Origin of the sequence: Dickeya aquatica (assembly GCF_900095885.1) — a bacterium.
Classification (GTDB): domain Bacteria; phylum Pseudomonadota; class Gammaproteobacteria; order Enterobacterales; family Enterobacteriaceae; genus Dickeya; species Dickeya aquatica.
On record NZ_LT615367.1, the window covers coordinates 1,411,381 to 1,426,203 of the forward strand.

11 protein-coding genes are annotated in these 14,823 nt (G+C 53.8%); 6 read left to right on the forward strand and 5 right to left on the reverse strand.

Going from position 1 to position 14,823, the window contains the following annotated elements:
• The first annotated feature begins 163 nt into the window (after positions 1-163).
• The 4 genes from DAQ1742_RS06410 to DAQ1742_RS06425 all read left to right on the forward strand — a co-directional run bounded on the left by DAQ1742_RS06410 (position 164) and on the right by DAQ1742_RS06425 (position 5,163).
• Entirely contained in the window at positions 164-1,507 is a 1,344-nt protein-coding gene (locus DAQ1742_RS06410) for a hypothetical protein (protein ID WP_145916199.1), read from the forward strand.
• Positions 1,508-1,570: 63 nt separating this feature from the next.
• Entirely contained in the window at positions 1,571-2,527 is a 957-nt protein-coding gene (locus DAQ1742_RS06415) for a hypothetical protein (RefSeq protein ID WP_067487174.1), read from the forward strand.
• A gap of 107 nt (positions 2,528-2,634) precedes the next feature.
• Positions 2,635-3,858: a hypothetical protein gene (locus DAQ1742_RS06420; protein ID WP_035343062.1), complete on the forward strand. Its 1,224-nt coding sequence runs from the start codon at positions 2,635-2,637 to the stop codon at positions 3,856-3,858.
• 114 nt (positions 3,859-3,972) lie between these two features.
• Positions 3,973-5,163, forward strand: a complete 1,191-nt coding sequence (locus tag DAQ1742_RS06425) for a hypothetical protein (protein ID WP_035343059.1) — start codon at positions 3,973-3,975, stop codon at positions 5,161-5,163.
• 146 nt (positions 5,164-5,309) lie between these two features.
• Here the strand turns inward: DAQ1742_RS06425 and DAQ1742_RS06430 are convergent, their stop codons facing one another.
• Both DAQ1742_RS06430 and DAQ1742_RS06435 read right to left on the reverse strand, forming a co-directional pair.
• Positions 5,310-6,086, reverse strand: coding sequence for a transporter substrate-binding domain-containing protein (locus DAQ1742_RS06430; RefSeq protein ID WP_035343056.1), 777 nt, complete (start codon positions 6,084-6,086; stop codon positions 5,310-5,312).
• A 74-nt stretch (positions 6,087-6,160) separates the two neighbouring features.
• On the reverse strand, positions 6,161-7,336 hold the full coding sequence (locus tag DAQ1742_RS06435) for a methionine aminotransferase (protein ID WP_035343054.1): 1,176 nt from the start codon (positions 7,334-7,336) through the stop codon (positions 6,161-6,163).
• A 413-nt stretch (positions 7,337-7,749) separates the two neighbouring features.
• Between DAQ1742_RS06435 and DAQ1742_RS06440 the strand changes: the two genes are divergently transcribed.
• Positions 7,750-8,637 carry a LysR substrate-binding domain-containing protein gene (locus DAQ1742_RS06440; RefSeq protein WP_035343052.1) on the forward strand — a complete coding sequence of 296 codons (888 nt, stop codon included), beginning with the start codon at positions 7,750-7,752 and terminating at the stop codon, positions 8,635-8,637.
• Here the strand turns inward: DAQ1742_RS06440 and DAQ1742_RS06445 are convergent.
• The gene (locus DAQ1742_RS06445) at positions 8,628-9,644 is read right to left on the reverse strand and encodes a S66 family peptidase (protein WP_035343050.1); all 1,017 of its coding nucleotides are present in this window, start codon (positions 9,642-9,644) and stop codon (positions 8,628-8,630) included. The genes DAQ1742_RS06440 and DAQ1742_RS06445 overlap by 10 nt on opposite strands.
• A 359-nt stretch (positions 9,645-10,003) precedes the next feature.
• Between DAQ1742_RS06445 and DAQ1742_RS06450 the strand changes: the two genes are divergently transcribed.
• Complete coding sequence (locus DAQ1742_RS06450) at positions 10,004-11,605, forward strand: methyl-accepting chemotaxis protein (protein ID WP_051124088.1); 1,602 nt, start codon at positions 10,004-10,006, stop codon at positions 11,603-11,605.
• Here DAQ1742_RS06450 and ggt read toward each other — a convergent pair whose 3' ends face one another.
• Both ggt and DAQ1742_RS06460 read right to left on the reverse strand, forming a co-directional pair.
• Positions 11,606-13,369: a gamma-glutamyltransferase gene (ggt, locus tag DAQ1742_RS06455; protein WP_035343048.1), complete on the reverse strand. Its 1,764-nt coding sequence runs from the start codon at positions 13,367-13,369 to the stop codon at positions 11,606-11,608.
• 178 nt (positions 13,370-13,547) lie between these two features.
• Positions 13,548-14,801 (reverse strand): glycosyltransferase, encoded by a 1,254-nt coding sequence (locus DAQ1742_RS06460; RefSeq protein WP_035343046.1) that lies wholly within the window; start codon positions 14,799-14,801, stop codon positions 13,548-13,550.
• Positions 14,802-14,823: the final 22 nt, after the last annotated feature.

Sequence of the window (14,823 nt, forward strand, 5' to 3'; positions counted from 1 at the left end):
GCCGGGGGAGACCCGGCTGCGGTACATCCTGATGCCGGTGCCGAGTGCGGCGCATCACATCCCCGCCGCCAGGCTGTTTCTGCCACGGGCGTTGCGCTACCCGGTATTTATATTCATTAATTCTGCTATAGTGTCGCTCTTCTTTTTTATTCGTTTACTTAACATGAACTTATTCGCGAAAGCAGCCCGAGGGCTGGCACTGGTTTTGAGCCTGATGGTTCTCGACAGTCAGGCGGAGACCCCCGTAGATCATTTTTTATATGAAGGGAAAATCGATGACAAACCCGTCATCATGGAGATAAACAAATTGGGATATAGTTTCTATTCCGGGCGTTATTTTTTCCCTGCAGAGCATCGTTCCAGACCCATTTTTGATGTCATCACTGACTCTAGCGATGATAGTATCACCGGATTCAAGCTTATCCATGATGCGGGTGAGGGGAGCGAGAAAACCGAGCAGATACTGACAGTTACCGAATGGGGCAGTGAAGGGTTCTCCGCTGAATATCGTGATAAAAACGGTTCGCCGATAAAGGTGGTGTTATCAGAGATTGAGCGAGCGCCGAGTGATGAAACGATGTCCCGCGCCTCGCCGTTTATGCAAGTGCTGGATCTGAATGAGCAACAGATCGCTCGTGCCTCACCGTTTATGCAAACCCTCTATCAACATCTGGATGATTACGACAGGCTTTTTTATCAAAATGCCGAGCCGATAAAGGTTAAAACCGAGGAGATAGCGGGTATCACCGTGTCATGGTGGCAAGACTCTGTAACCCGGTTTTCACTGTTTCAGGTGGAATCCGGCTACCCGCCAGAGCAACGCGATAAACTGAATGCGTCTTTGCGACTCGCTTACTGGGAGACGCTGCGCATGATGAGCTTCTGTTATGTGCCGCCAGGGCAGACGCTGCAAACCAAAATCACCTTACTGTCGCCCCATGCCATGAGCTTTATCCTGAGCGGAAAATACCAGTGTAACGACGATAAGCTGCCGAAACTGAAAATGTATCCCTACACGCTTTATACCGCCATGCCTCAAGGCAGTAGTCCGATTAAGCCGACGATTTCTGAGGTTGAAGATGAGGATGAGTATGAACTGCGCCTGTCCGATTTGCTGTGGGTCGATAAATTGCCCGTGCCGATAAAATTAGATGACGCTGAGTATTATCCTAATGATCGGGAATTTAGCGGTGAGTATGAATTAAAACAGCAGCTTCCCGGGTGGTTAATCGCACAATTCACCACACTGTATCCGGCCAAAATGACCAAAGGTGCACCGGGTGAGTGCGATTATACCGCCACAGAAACCTGGTCTAACAGCGGCATCTATGGCAGCTACTCGTCGAGAAACCTCAACATGTACTGGTCACTTACCCCGCAGGGGATTTTGTTTAAACCGATCAGGCCGGACAACAGCGGGGTGTGTAACGACGAGGACTGGTCAGTGCTGCCCTGGAATGTGGTGAACAGCCACCCGGGCCGTATTCAATATTTGATGCTGCCCTAAGGCACCAAAACCCGTTAACACCATGTAATTCCATTTTATAAAAATAAAGACAGAGGTTGGCGAATGAAAGGGAGTGTGCTGAAGGCTCTGGTTCTTGGGCTGCTGGCTCTGGCACAGAGTGTGTGGGCCGAGGTGTATCGCGGCACCATCGGGAAGGACAACGTTGTCATGGAGATTAACCGGCTCAATGGCAGGATTAGCGGGCGCTTTTTTAACGACAACGAGCATCAAAACCGAGAGCTGACGGTTTGGGGCAAGACGTTAACCCTTGATGAGAGCAACAGCCATGACCTGCTGATTGTGCTGCCAGAGAAAGCGGGCAATGCGTTAAGTGATAACGAATTGAACCAGCGGGCGCATATGGTGCTGTTGGTGAACACAGATGAGGCTAACGCGCTCCTGCAAGGAGTATGGCGTCAGCCGGATGGCAGGCGTATGCCCGTCTCGCTGGTGCCGGTGACGCGAGAGGAGCTGGCCGGTGGCCGCATTGCGCCAATGACACAGGGGGTGCTGGAGTCATCGGTGTATGACTATCTGCTCTTGCAGGATAATTTGGCCGAGTTTCTGGGGGAAAGAGACATGTGGGGCTACCGTGTGGCCTGGTGGCAGCACCATGGCACGGCGGTCAAAACCTTTCAACTGGTAGGGGGATATCCGGCACAGAGTATGGCGGCGATAAACCGCGCGTTACAGCAGCAGTGGTGGCAGACGATTCAGTATTATAAGGTGTGCGGTAAGAATAGTGACCCTATCGTGCCGCGCCTGCAGATAACGCAGATGACAGCATCGCGAATCAGTTATGTCGTTAAAATCCCCGCGCTGATAGGCAAGACGCAGCAAGCGATAGAGATGTGCAAAAAAATCTACCCCGATAAGGATGTGCCGGAGCCGATATTGAGGACAGAAGAGACTTATAGCAACTTTACTGATGATTTGGATTCAGTGCTCCGTTGGCACGCCTTCTCACCCCTGACCGGTAAAGCGGTGAATGTTCCACAGGAGGAGCGTGAGCGCCCCTAAACATGGCACCGCGTATCGGTACTTTTTTCAGGTTTATTGCGCGAGCAGGTTATTGAGCGAGCAAAATATTGAGCGAAATCGTGTATGAGCGAGAGCGTATCCACCTTATGAAATACTTTCATGTTATTGCCTGTGTCCTGACGATGGGGCTGGCGGGGGCGGCGCAGGCCGCTCCGGTGTTGTACAGCGGCACGCAAGGGAGCTCGCCACTGGTGCTTGAGCTGGATATCCAGCCCGACGGACGGGTAGAAAGCCGTTACTTTGTGTTGCCTGAACGCCTCACCCACCATCTGAATGGTAAGCGTAACAAACAGGGCAAGATAACGCTGGATACCAATGTCGATGACATCGGCAGCGGTGATGACGAGTCGGATGCGGTTGAAAACGCCCTCGTGATGACATTGCAGGCCGGTGAGAATCAGAACCTGAAAGGGGAGCTGCGTCAGGGCTCACAGGCTGCCATACCGGTGGCGCTTACGCCTGTCAGCGCGCCTGATCCGGCGACGCTGTCACCGTTTATGCGCTCGCTGGCCGGCCTCTCGCTCTATGATTACCTGTTCCATAAAGAAGTGGAGCCGGTGGTGGTGAAACAGGACAGTTTCAATGGCTATAACCTGACGTGGTGGCGTGACCCCGGTACGTCACTCACCGTCTTCCAGTTGACCTCAGGCTACCCGGCTGAACGTCTTGATGCGTTGAATGCGACGCTGCGTGATAATTTCTGGCGCGCGGTGTTGGATATTGTCCCGCAGTGCGAAAATTCGCAGGATGTTCTGAACATTACCTTATTGTCAGATAACGCCATCAGCTATGTGGCCTCCGGGTTGCGAAGCTGCCTCGGCGCGGCGCATCCCTATCTTGATGTCTCACCCCGAACACTGCGCGTCAGCGATGCCTCGAATGTGCCGTCACTCGCTGACCTGCTCTGGGTGGCTGACGGGCCGATACCGGATAAAGACGCCATCCCGGATAGCTACTTACAAGACACGTTACCCAACTGGCTGATGGCGCAATTCACCCGGCTCTACCCGCAACAGATGAAAGCGGCGCAGGAAGCGCAGCCGGGCAGCCATACCGCACCTGATGTCAGCAACAGTCGCGATGACAGCGCCGATGACAGTGCCGATGAGAATAACGAGACCTCCGAATGCGATTACAGCACGGCGGATGTCTGGGCAGGAGCCGCCTGGAGCCTGACGCCAAAAGGTATCGCCTTTCATACCCTCACACCGAATCTGTTAGCGCGCTGTCAGGGCTCTGGCTGGGAAGTGCTGCCGTGGGACGTGGTGAAACAGCACCCCGGGCGGCTGAAGGACATGCCGCTGCCTTAATACGATGTGATGCTATGTGATGTGATGTGATGTGATGTGCCTCAGCCGAACCAGAAAACAGGGTTTGCGCTGAGGTTTTTCTTTTCCGACGGTTTCCTTTGGGCGTGTATTTAAATGACTTTTTTCGTCAACCTTATTCGAGTCACCGTGTTTTTTATCAGTATGGCCGTTGCCACTCAGGGGGCTCATGCCGGGACGGTGGCAGACCAGACCGAATCACAATTGTTTACCGGCAAGCTGGGTGACAGGCCCATCGTGCTGGAGTTGAGCATCAAGACTGACGGCGATGTAAGAGGCCGCTATTTCTATCGCCGTTATCGGCGCGATCGCGAAGTATCAGGAGAGCGGCACGCTGATGGCCAACTCGTCCTGAAGGAAGAGGTGAGCACCAACTACCTTATCGATGATGTGGAGCTGCCGACGCTGACCTTACGTCCCACCCCAGAACAGGGCTGGCGCGGAGAGTGGCGTACCAGTAGCGGAGAAAAGGCGGAAGTCATGCTATATCCGTTAAACGTCGCCATGCCGATGGCCCAGAGCCCGGCGTTTATGCAAAACCTTTACCGTCACTCCCATTATGATTATGTGCGTAGTCAGGGTATGGAGCCGCGACTTATCAATAAAACGACGGTTAACGGTTATGACGTGGAAGAGTGGCAAGACCCGATCAGTGGCGCGCAGACCGTGCAATTGGTTTCTGGCTACACCCCGGAGCAGCGCGACCAGCTAAATGACAACCTAATAGCGGTGCTGTGGGAACAGGCCGAGATTTTTCACCGTTGTGCGATGATCAGTAACAGTATGGGATACTCTGCGACGGCATTTTCATTACGTCTGCTGTCACCTGCCGTCATCAGCTATACCGTCGAGAGAATGAGTACGTGTTCAGATATCGGGCAAGGGGTGTTTGCCATGAGCGGTATTACGCTACGCAGCCGTGATGCAAAACCACTGGTACTAAAGGATATTCTATGGGATGCGCAGTCCCCTTCCTCTTCGGCAACTTCTCAAGGCGATAGCGATTCCCCGGGCGATGAGTTTACGCAATGGTTGCTTGAACAGTTCAATGCGCGTTATCCCACGCAAATGAATGACGCGTTTCTGGTCGATGGCGAAGCATGTCAGTACGGTGATGCGGAGTCATGGGAGTTAATGGAATGGTATTTAACTCCCGAGGGCGTTCATTTTCTGCCGGGGCCGTTTGTGAGTGCGAAACCCGAGTGCTATAAGCCTGACTGGTCGGTACTGCCGTGGGAGGTGGTGAAACAACATCCCGGGCGGCTGAAGGACATACCGCTGCCTTGATGCTTGCCTTGTGATAGTGGCATCGTTCTGACGGGGCGCTCGCGTTGCCATGAACATAACAACCGGGCCCGCGCCATTGATGTTTGGTGCGGGCCCTGTCGTTTGGTGTTTAGCTTTTATCGTTCAACCGATAAGGCGCAGATCGATTACTGCACCCGCACATCAAAGCCGGGGAAATATTTCTTCGCCAGTGTGTCAAGGGTGCCATCTTCTTTCACTTTCTTGATGGCGCTATCCAGTTCGGTTTTAAGCGTGCTGTCACCTTTACGCAGGCCAAAGCCGATGCCGCTGCCTAAAATGGCGGCGTCATCCACGGCACCGCCAATAAAGGCAAAACCTTTGCCTTCCGGCTTATCAAGGAAACCGGACTGACCGGCCGCCGCCATCACCAGCGTGGCATCAAGACGGCCAGCGGCTAAATCGTCATACACCAGATTCTGGTCTTTATACGAGGTGACGGTGACGCCCTGCGACTCCCAATGCGCCTTGGCATACACTTCCTGAATCGAGCCTTGCAGCACGCCAATGTTTTTGCCTTTCAGCGCCTCTGCGGTGGGGGCTAATCCGCTGTTTGGTTTGCCGACCAGTTGCGTTGGAATACGGTAGATAGGCTGGGTGAAATCAATGGCTTGCTTGCGCTTTTCGGTGATGTTCATCGCCGAGTTAATCGCATCAAATTTTTTCGCCTGAAGCGCCGGAATTAACGCATCAAATGACGCCTCGCTCCAGCTGCACTTAAAATTACCCGCTTTACAGATAGCGTTACCCAGGTCGATATCAAACCCTTCCAGTTGCCCTTTGGCATTTTTGCTTTCAAACGGCGGGTATTCGGCTTCCACGCCGAAACGTAATTCCGTTTGCGCCAGTGCAGCGGCAGAAGACAGCAAACCGAGCGACAACATCAATAGGCTTATTTTTTTCATAGCGGCAACGATCTCCGGTCAATCAATCAGTAGTTGTAATCTTGCTGTCATCATGGCACCCCGTAGGGTGTCGCTTAACGTTTGCCGGGCGTCACCTGACACAGGGCATGAGCACCAGCCAGCAGCGTGGCATCGTCTTTGGAGAACGACAAACGAATTAATTTATGGTCTGTGCCATCGGCATAAAAGGCCGACAGCGGAATGGTGGCAACGCCGTGGTCGATAATTAACCGTTTCACCATCTCGCTGTCGCGCTCGTCGCTAAAATGGGCGAAGCGTGCCAGCATGAAGAATGACCCGGACGACGGCAACAGCTCAAACGGGCTGGGTTGTAGCGCCTTGGCGAGCAAATCGCGTTTGTGTTGATAAAACGCCCCCAGTGAAAGGTAGGTCGCCGGGTCTGCCATGTACTCGGCAAGCGCGTACTGCATCGGCGTATCAGCGGCGAACATCATGAACTGATGCACTTTGAGGATCTCATCCATCAGCGCGGCCGGAGCCAGGCAGTAGCCTACTCGCCAGCCGGTGACATGAAAGGTTTTGCCAAACGAGCTGACAATAACGCTGCGTGCTGCCAATTCAGGGTGGCTTGCCATGCTATGGTGGCGCTGGTCATCAAACACCACATGTTCATACACCTCATCAGATAAAATCACGATATCGGTGTGGCGGGTCAGCCGTGCCAGTTGCGCGACATCATCCGCACTGAGTACCTGGCCGCTGGGGTTATGCGGTGAATTGATGACTATCATGCGCGTTCGCGGCGTGATGGCGGCCTGCACCTCATCCCAGTTGATGGAGAACGTTGGCACGTCCAGTTTCAATGCCACCGGCGTCGCGCCCTGTAACCGGACAATCGGCGCGTAGCTGTCAAAGGAGGGTTCGAAATAAATCACTTCATCACCGGGGTGTACCAGAGCGGAAATGGCGCAATAGAGCCCTTCGCTGGCGCTGGCGGTGATGGTGACTTCCTGTGCCACATCATAGTGTTGGCCGTAGAGCCGTTTGACTTTCTCTGCCACCACCTCTTTGAGCGAAACCAGCCCGGTCATTGGCGCATATTGATTATGGCCGTCATGCATGGCGCGTGTGACACCGGCTATCAGGTGTTCTGAACAAGGGAAGCTGGGTGCCCCCTGTGACAGGTTAATCGCCTGGTATTGGCTGGATAGTTGACCAATCACGGTAAAAATGGTGGTTCCGACATCGGGCAGTTTGGAACTGAGCCGTACCGGGGTTGCAATCGGCATCGTTTTCTCCACAGCACACCTCAACCATTGAGGTGGTAAATATGAATAACTATGCAGCCATTAGACGTGGCTGTTGCCTGTGCCACAATCGAAATCTTATCATGGCAGCCATGATAAAAATGCATGGCTGATGGCGGAGATGTTACAATATGAAAACGCAATATGCTGTCATAAGTCAGCGTTATACCTTGTTATATGAGGGTCGTGACGTTATGGCCAGACAGATTAAGACAAGGTAATGCACGATTTTACCAGTGAGGTCATGTTTTGGCTGAATGCCCATCGTAGCCATGAAATGGTGTACGCGTGGTGGTGTTATTTGCATAGTTATGTTGTTGAGGGGTTGTCTGTATCCCGATGTGTGATACCTGATGACGTTCGCCTGGGAAACCTGTCTGCCATGAATGACGTCTATGAATAAGCGTATTCCGCCGTTTAATGCCTTGCATGCCTTTGTGGTGACGGCGCGGCACCTTAATTTTACCCGCGCGGCACAAGAGCTGTTTGTCACCCAAGGCGCGGTGAGTCGCCAGATTGCCTCGCTGGAGGCGTGGCTTGGTTGTGCCTTGTTCGAGCGCCACGCCCGCGGCCTGCGCCTGACTGCGCAGGGCAACCAGTTGCTACCGACGTTACGCGACATTTTCGAGCAACTTTCGCGGGTGACGGATCAGGTACGTGAAGGCCGCGTTATTCGTATGAAAGCGCCAACCTGTGCTATGCGCTGGCTGGTGCCGCACCTGATGCAACTGGAACAGCAACATCCAGACCGGCATGTTGCCTTGACCACCACCACCGATCACGGTGTGGATTTTCGTCATGAAGATTTTGATGTGGCGGTGGTGTTTGCCGCTGCGGGGGCTCCCGCACAGCATGATGGCAAGCTCTTTGACGAGGTGCTCTCACCGGTGATAGCGCCCCATCTGTTACCCGCCGGGCAAACGACGCTGACGCTATCAGAACTGGCGTCATTAACATTGTTGCACCCCACGCACGATCAGCGAGACTGGGCGCTATGGCTGAACGCTCAGGGCGCGCGCGAGCAGGTAATACGCCGCCATCAGCATTTTGATACCATGGATTTGGCTATTAGCGCCGCGATTCAAGGGTTTGGCGTCGCAATAGCCGATGTGACGTTGGTGGCGGAAGATGTTCGCCGCCAGCGGCTGGTGAGGCCTTTTGGCCAGACGGCCATAACCGGGGCGGCTTATTATCTGGTACACCGCCCGGCGGCGACAACCGCGCCAGTTTTGACGGCGTTTATCGACGCGTTTTTACGCGACCTTGCGCTTTCTCAGGGGTGAGCCAACCAAGGCGAATCCAGCGTCAGGCGTTGATTATCAAAATCGACTGTTACCGTGATACCTAATGGCAGCGTGAGCATCGGATGGGTATGGCAGCAGTCAAAATCAGCCAGTACCGGTAACGGCTCGCCATTGAGTACCTCTCGCAGCACCGTGAGGGGCGAGCGCCCGCTGCCTTTATCATCGAACAGTTCGTGCTTGCCCAACACCACGGCTGCCACCCGCTCAAACACACCGCAGAGTTTCAGATGGGCAAATGAGCGCTCTACCGTGGCAATATCTTTCAGGCTGTCTTCCAGCAGCAGAATATCGCCCGGCTGGATGTCGGGCATAAAGGGGCTGCCCCAGATCCCGGCCATGGTGTTGAGGTTGCCACCGATAAGCCGCCCCTGATAAACCCCGGTGCCATCAAAGTGCCAGTGGTTAGGCTGCGTCTGTTTGGCGCGGGATTGTTGGTTCCACTCAAGCCGTTCATCGCTCCAGCGAGCGGGCATTCGGTAGCTATAACCCTGGTGTGCTGTACTTGTCTGTGCCGCGAAACTGGCGAAGGTTTCCTCAACCAGTGGCGGAAATTCGCCAAACGAGGCCACCAGCGCCGGGCCGTAAAATGTTACCAGCCCGGTCTGGCTATGAATACCCAGCAGTAGGGCGGTGACATCGGAGTAGCCGATGATGATTTTCGGGTCGCGGCGCAATGCCTCATAATCCAGATAAGGCAGCAGGGCATTACTGTTATTGCCGCCAATGGTGGACATAATGCAGCGGATATCAGGGTTACGGATCAGTGCGTTGAGTTCATCAGCGCGTTCGGTAATACTGCCAGAGCGGTAATAGTCATGTTTGCCGGTCAGCGATCCGGCATGCAGCCGGTAGCCTTTTGCGTGAAGAAATGTGCGCGCACGTTCAAAACGCGTGGGGGCGAAATGGGTGGCAGGGGCCGAAGGTGAAAAAAAACCGATGGTGTCGCCCTTATCTAACGGTGGTGGAAGCAGTCGGGGATGGGACATGGCGAGGACTCCAGATAGCGTATAAGCGTCATTTGTTAATATGATGACAAAATTAAAAATATTTTCTTATACATTTTTATAAATCACTCCTGCGATATCTCCTGGTAACGTTTCATCGTTCATAAGGGAAACTTAACCTATAGTTTCTCCTTATGAAACGGCGTTCCATTCTATTTTATGCGCGTTACAGCGAGATTGCCTAAACTTCTTCACCGCGAGGCTTTTCTATATAGTTCCTGAGGTTTTTACATGAACCTTTCCGTTCGAGCGTGATATGCGCTCAAAGTGTGCATTATGAGCGAGCTGTTTGGGTGAGATAGAACAACAGAACGCGCCATTCATAACAGGATATTACAATAATGAAAATTTCGACTCGGTTATGGACTTTTACCGGAATGCTGTCGCTTGGCATTCTTATCATGGGGGCTATCGGTATGTTTACTGCCGAAAAGGCCAACCAGTCACTGAAAACCGTTTATGAAGATCGCACGGTAGTGTTATCGCAACTGGAACAACTCGAATGGCTGGTACAGCGCAACCGGGTGTTGGTGATGGACATGCTGCTATTGCCAAACGCAGATAACAAACAACACCGTATTGAAGAACTCACCAGAAATCAAAATCAGATTGATGTGGTATGGAAAGCCTATCGCTCCACCTACCTGACGCCAGAAGAAAAGGCACTGGGTGACCAGTTCGCTGAGAATTTGCAGCATTATCATCAGGATGGTATTCAGCCAACCAATGCGGCCATTCTGGCCGGACAAACAGACCAGGCGATGCGGCTTTATGATGAAAAAGTCAGCGCAATGGAGCAGAAAGGACACAAACTGCTCAACCAACTGGTGAAACTGCAAGTGGATGTGGCACAGCAGGAATACACCGATTCAGTGCAACGCTATGTTTGGCTCAGAGGATTGGCGATTAGCGCGGTGATCCTCGGCATTATTGGCGCAATTATTTTTGGCTGGATGATGGTGCGCGGTATTGTACGTAGCCTGCTACAGGCGCAGGCCGCCGCAGAGGCGGTGGCCGAGGGTGACCTGACCTACCCGATTCACATTCGTGGCCGGGATGAAATTACCGTGGTACTCAATGCGCTGTTACACATGCAGCAGAGTTTGAGCCGCATTGTGACGCAGGTGCGTCATGGGGCTGAATCTGTCGGTCTGGCCAGCAGTGAAATCGCGCAAGGGAACCATGATTTATCCTCCCGCACCGAATCACAGGCCAGTGCGCTTGAGCAGACGGCTGCCTCGATGGAACAACTGGCCGCGACGGTAAAACAGAATGCGGATAACGCCCGTCAAGCTAACCAACTGGCCCAAACTGCCAGTCAGGTCGCCGAGCAGGGTGGCACGGTGGTGACTCGCGTGGTCGATACCATGCGTGAGATTAATGACAGCGCCCAGCGCATTGCCGATATTATCGGCGTGATTGATAGCATCGCGTTTCAAACCAATATTCTGGCGTTAAACGCCGCCGTTGAAGCCGCGCGTGCAGGTGAACAGGGGCGTGGGTTCTCGGTGGTAGCCGGTGAAGTGCGGGCGCTGGCACAACGCAGCGCCGAATCGGCCCGTGAGATTAAGACGCTTATCTCAACCAGCGTTGAGCGTATTGAAACTGGCAGCACGCTGGCGGATAACGCGGGTCATACCATGCAGCAGGTGGTGGATAGTATTCGTAATGTGACGGATATCATGGGCGAAATCAGTTCGGCAAGCAGCGAGCAGAGTACGGGCGTATCGCAGGTGGGTGAAGCGGTAGTCAGTATGGAGCGCAGCACCCAGCAGAATGCTTCGCTGGTAGAAGAAATGGCGGCCGCGGCTGGCAGCCTGAGTGGTCAGGCGGCGGAACTGGTTCAGGCCGTTGGCGTATTCCGTCTTGATAATGACAGGCCCGGCATGACGCCGGGCTCGGAACATCAGGTATCAACACTGCGGCTTGGCTATGGCGAGTGATCAGTAGCCGATAGCTGCACCGGCAGGGCGACGTGAATCATTGGCACCGTACAGATACCCTTCACGCACTTTGCCGGACACCGCTGAATCGTTGCCGGAGTTGGCGGGGATAACCCCCTCCATGCCCGGCAACCCCACCATGATGAGTTCGGTTGCACCCCACGGGGTTTGTTCGACCATTTTATAGCCACGCTCTTTGAGTAGCGCCAGCGTATCGGCTGAGAGCCCTCGTTGTTCGTAGTACACTTCATCCGGCAGCCACTGATGGTGGATGCGCGCGGCATCTACCGCTTCTTGCGGCAACATGCCGAAGTCGAGAATATTGAGCGCGCTTTGTAAGGTGATGCTGATGATGCGAGAGCCGCCCGGAGAGCCCAGCACCAGCAGTGTTTTACCGTCTTTCGTCACCAGCGACGGGCTCATGGATGACAATGGACGTTTGCCCGGTGCGATGGCATTGCGCTCGCCCTGCACCAACCCATACAGGTTTTTCTCACCGACTTTTACCGTGAAATCATCCATTTCGTCATTCAGGAAAAAGCCGGTGCCGGGTGCCATAACGACCGCCCCGAAGCGCCCGTTGACGGTATAGGTGGTGGAAACGGCATTGCCCTGACTGTCAACAATCGAATAGTGGGTGGTTTCCGGTTTCTCATGCGGTTCCATACCCGGTTTCACCTGGTCAGACGGCGTGGCGTGGGTTGCATCAATTTTTTTACGGATTTCAGCCGCATACGCTTTGCTTAACAGGCGCTCGGTCGGGTTGTTGATAAACGCCGGATCGCCCAGGTACGTGTTTCTGTCCATATACGCATGGCGCATGGCTTCGGTCATCACATGAATCGCCTGCGCTGAATTAAATCCCATGCTTTTTAGGTCATAGCCTTCAAGAATGTTGAGGGTTTCGCACAAGGTAATGCCACCTGAGCTCGGCGGCGGGGCGGAAATAAACTGATAGCCGCGATAGTTGCAGGTGATAGGCTGGCTTTCGGTGACACGGTAGCTGGCAAAATCGGCTGCCGTCAAAATCCCGCCACCTTTTTTAGCTGCTTCTTCGATGCGCTGAGGCAGACTACCCTGGTAGAACGCCTGCGGGCCGTTGTCTGAAATGGCCTGCAATGTTGCAGCCAGGTCGGTTTGCACCAATTTGTCGCCCGGTTGCAGTGCAGAGCCATCCGCTCGCAAAAAGATGCTGGCGGCCTGCGGGTCTTGTTTAAAGCGTTTGACGGTGGTGTCGAGAATGTCGGTGTCGCCACGCGTGAGCACAAATCCTTCGCGCGCGAGAGTGATTGCCGGGGCCATTACCTGAGCGCGGGTCAGCTTACCGTATTTCTCGCGTGCAGTTTCCAGCCCCAGTACGGTGCCGGGCACACCGGCAGCCAGATAACCGTACAGGCTGGCGTCTTTTTTGACTTTGCCATCCGCATCCAGATACATCGTAGCAGAGGCTGCCGCCGGTGCAGTTTCACGGAAATTGATAAACGTATCCTTGCCGTCAGCCAGGTGGATGGTCATGAAACCGCCGCCGCCGATATTGCCGCAGCAGGGGTTCACCACCGCCTGGGCGTACCCGACCGCAACGGCGGCATCAATCGCGTTACCGCCCATTTTGAGTATCTCGATACCCGTCTGTGAGGCCAGATACTGCGATGTGGCCACCATGCCGTTTTTCGCCTCGACGGCGGGAGCGGAGACCGCATGAACGGCTCCACTCACCAGCAATGCGCTCACACTTAACGGCAGTAGCCATGTTCCTGCTGTCATAACCCCCCCTTGTCGTTTATAGAATGTGTTGTGTATGAAATTATTGATGTTTGTACCCGATAGCAGGCTATATGCCAGCATGTTGTGTGCCACTTTTGTATAACATAAACAGGATGGTGTCAGGGCGATGTTATCAACTTCTTGAGGCCAGACCCGAGTTTGGCACTGATATGCGGCGTTAGTGTTGAGTCAGGTGGCGGTGATAGGCATCGTGCACGACAGCGACAATTTGCGCGTTAACGTGCGTTGCTTCAGGAAACTGCTGACGAATACGATGGCAATTTTTTACGATGTCAGGGTCGTTGAGCAGACTATCCAATGTGGTGTGCAGGCGATTCATTTCGTGCGCGGCTAACCAGGCACCGCATCCGATGGCCGCGACTCGCCGGGCGTTATCGAACTGGTCAAACGCACTGGGAATAATCAACTGTGGCAAGCCGGCGGCAAAAGCCTGAGCGGTAGTGCCTATCCCGCCGTGGTGAATAATGGCGCGAAAGCGTGATAAATATCTATGCAGGTTGATGTGGGGAAAAACACGCACACCGTCATCATCGGCCGGTGTTTTAAGCGTCTGGTCAATTATCAGGCATTGATAGCCGCGTGCACGAACCTGCCTGATTAACGCAGTAACCCGTGTTGGTTGGGTGTGCAGAGCCCAACTGGGCATAAAAATAATCGTGGGCTTGCGTTCAATAAATGCATCCAGCGGGCTATCTTCATCCTCTGCGCCATCCAGTAAATTAAACCGCGCAAAGCCGACTTGCCGAATATGTGCCGGCCAGTCAGGTTGCGGACTGGCAAACCATTCAGGAAACAGGCACAACAGTGCGGCATCGGTTCGATGTGTCCAGCGGGTTAACAGGCATTCCACCTGTGCCAGCCCGTACTGATGTCGTAGCCGATTAAAGGAAGGGGCAAGCGGGCTATCAAGCACATATCTCTCAATAAGGGAAAGGCACGCACGACGAAGTGGCAAGGGCAGAAAACGCACCCAGTGTAACTGCTTATGGTGTGGTGGATCATAACGGGACACAAATGTTGAAGGGGTGACCCGTACAGGAATGACACAGCAGCCATGCGTTTCACCGAGCATTTTGGCGCTGAAAGACCACAGCGAGGTAAGAATAATGGATGCGCTATCGACCCTCGGAGCCAGTGCGGCATACGCGGCGTGCTGTTGTGCATTCATGAATTCGGCCATTTGACTAAACGCCGATTGCTGCTGCCACAATTGCGGAGAATTCACCGCGTGCAGATAATCCTCTATCGTACCGGCGGCGATAAAATCGAGCCCCCGTGCGTTGGCTGTCTGCTCAAAATAGGGGTTAGTACAAAGAGAAACCTCATGCCCCTCCCTTTTTAGCACTTCGCCTATCGCGATAAATGGATAGACATCCCCGGCGGAGCCCAGTGTAGATAGAAATATTTTCATCAGTCCCTCCTTGGTCGTGGAA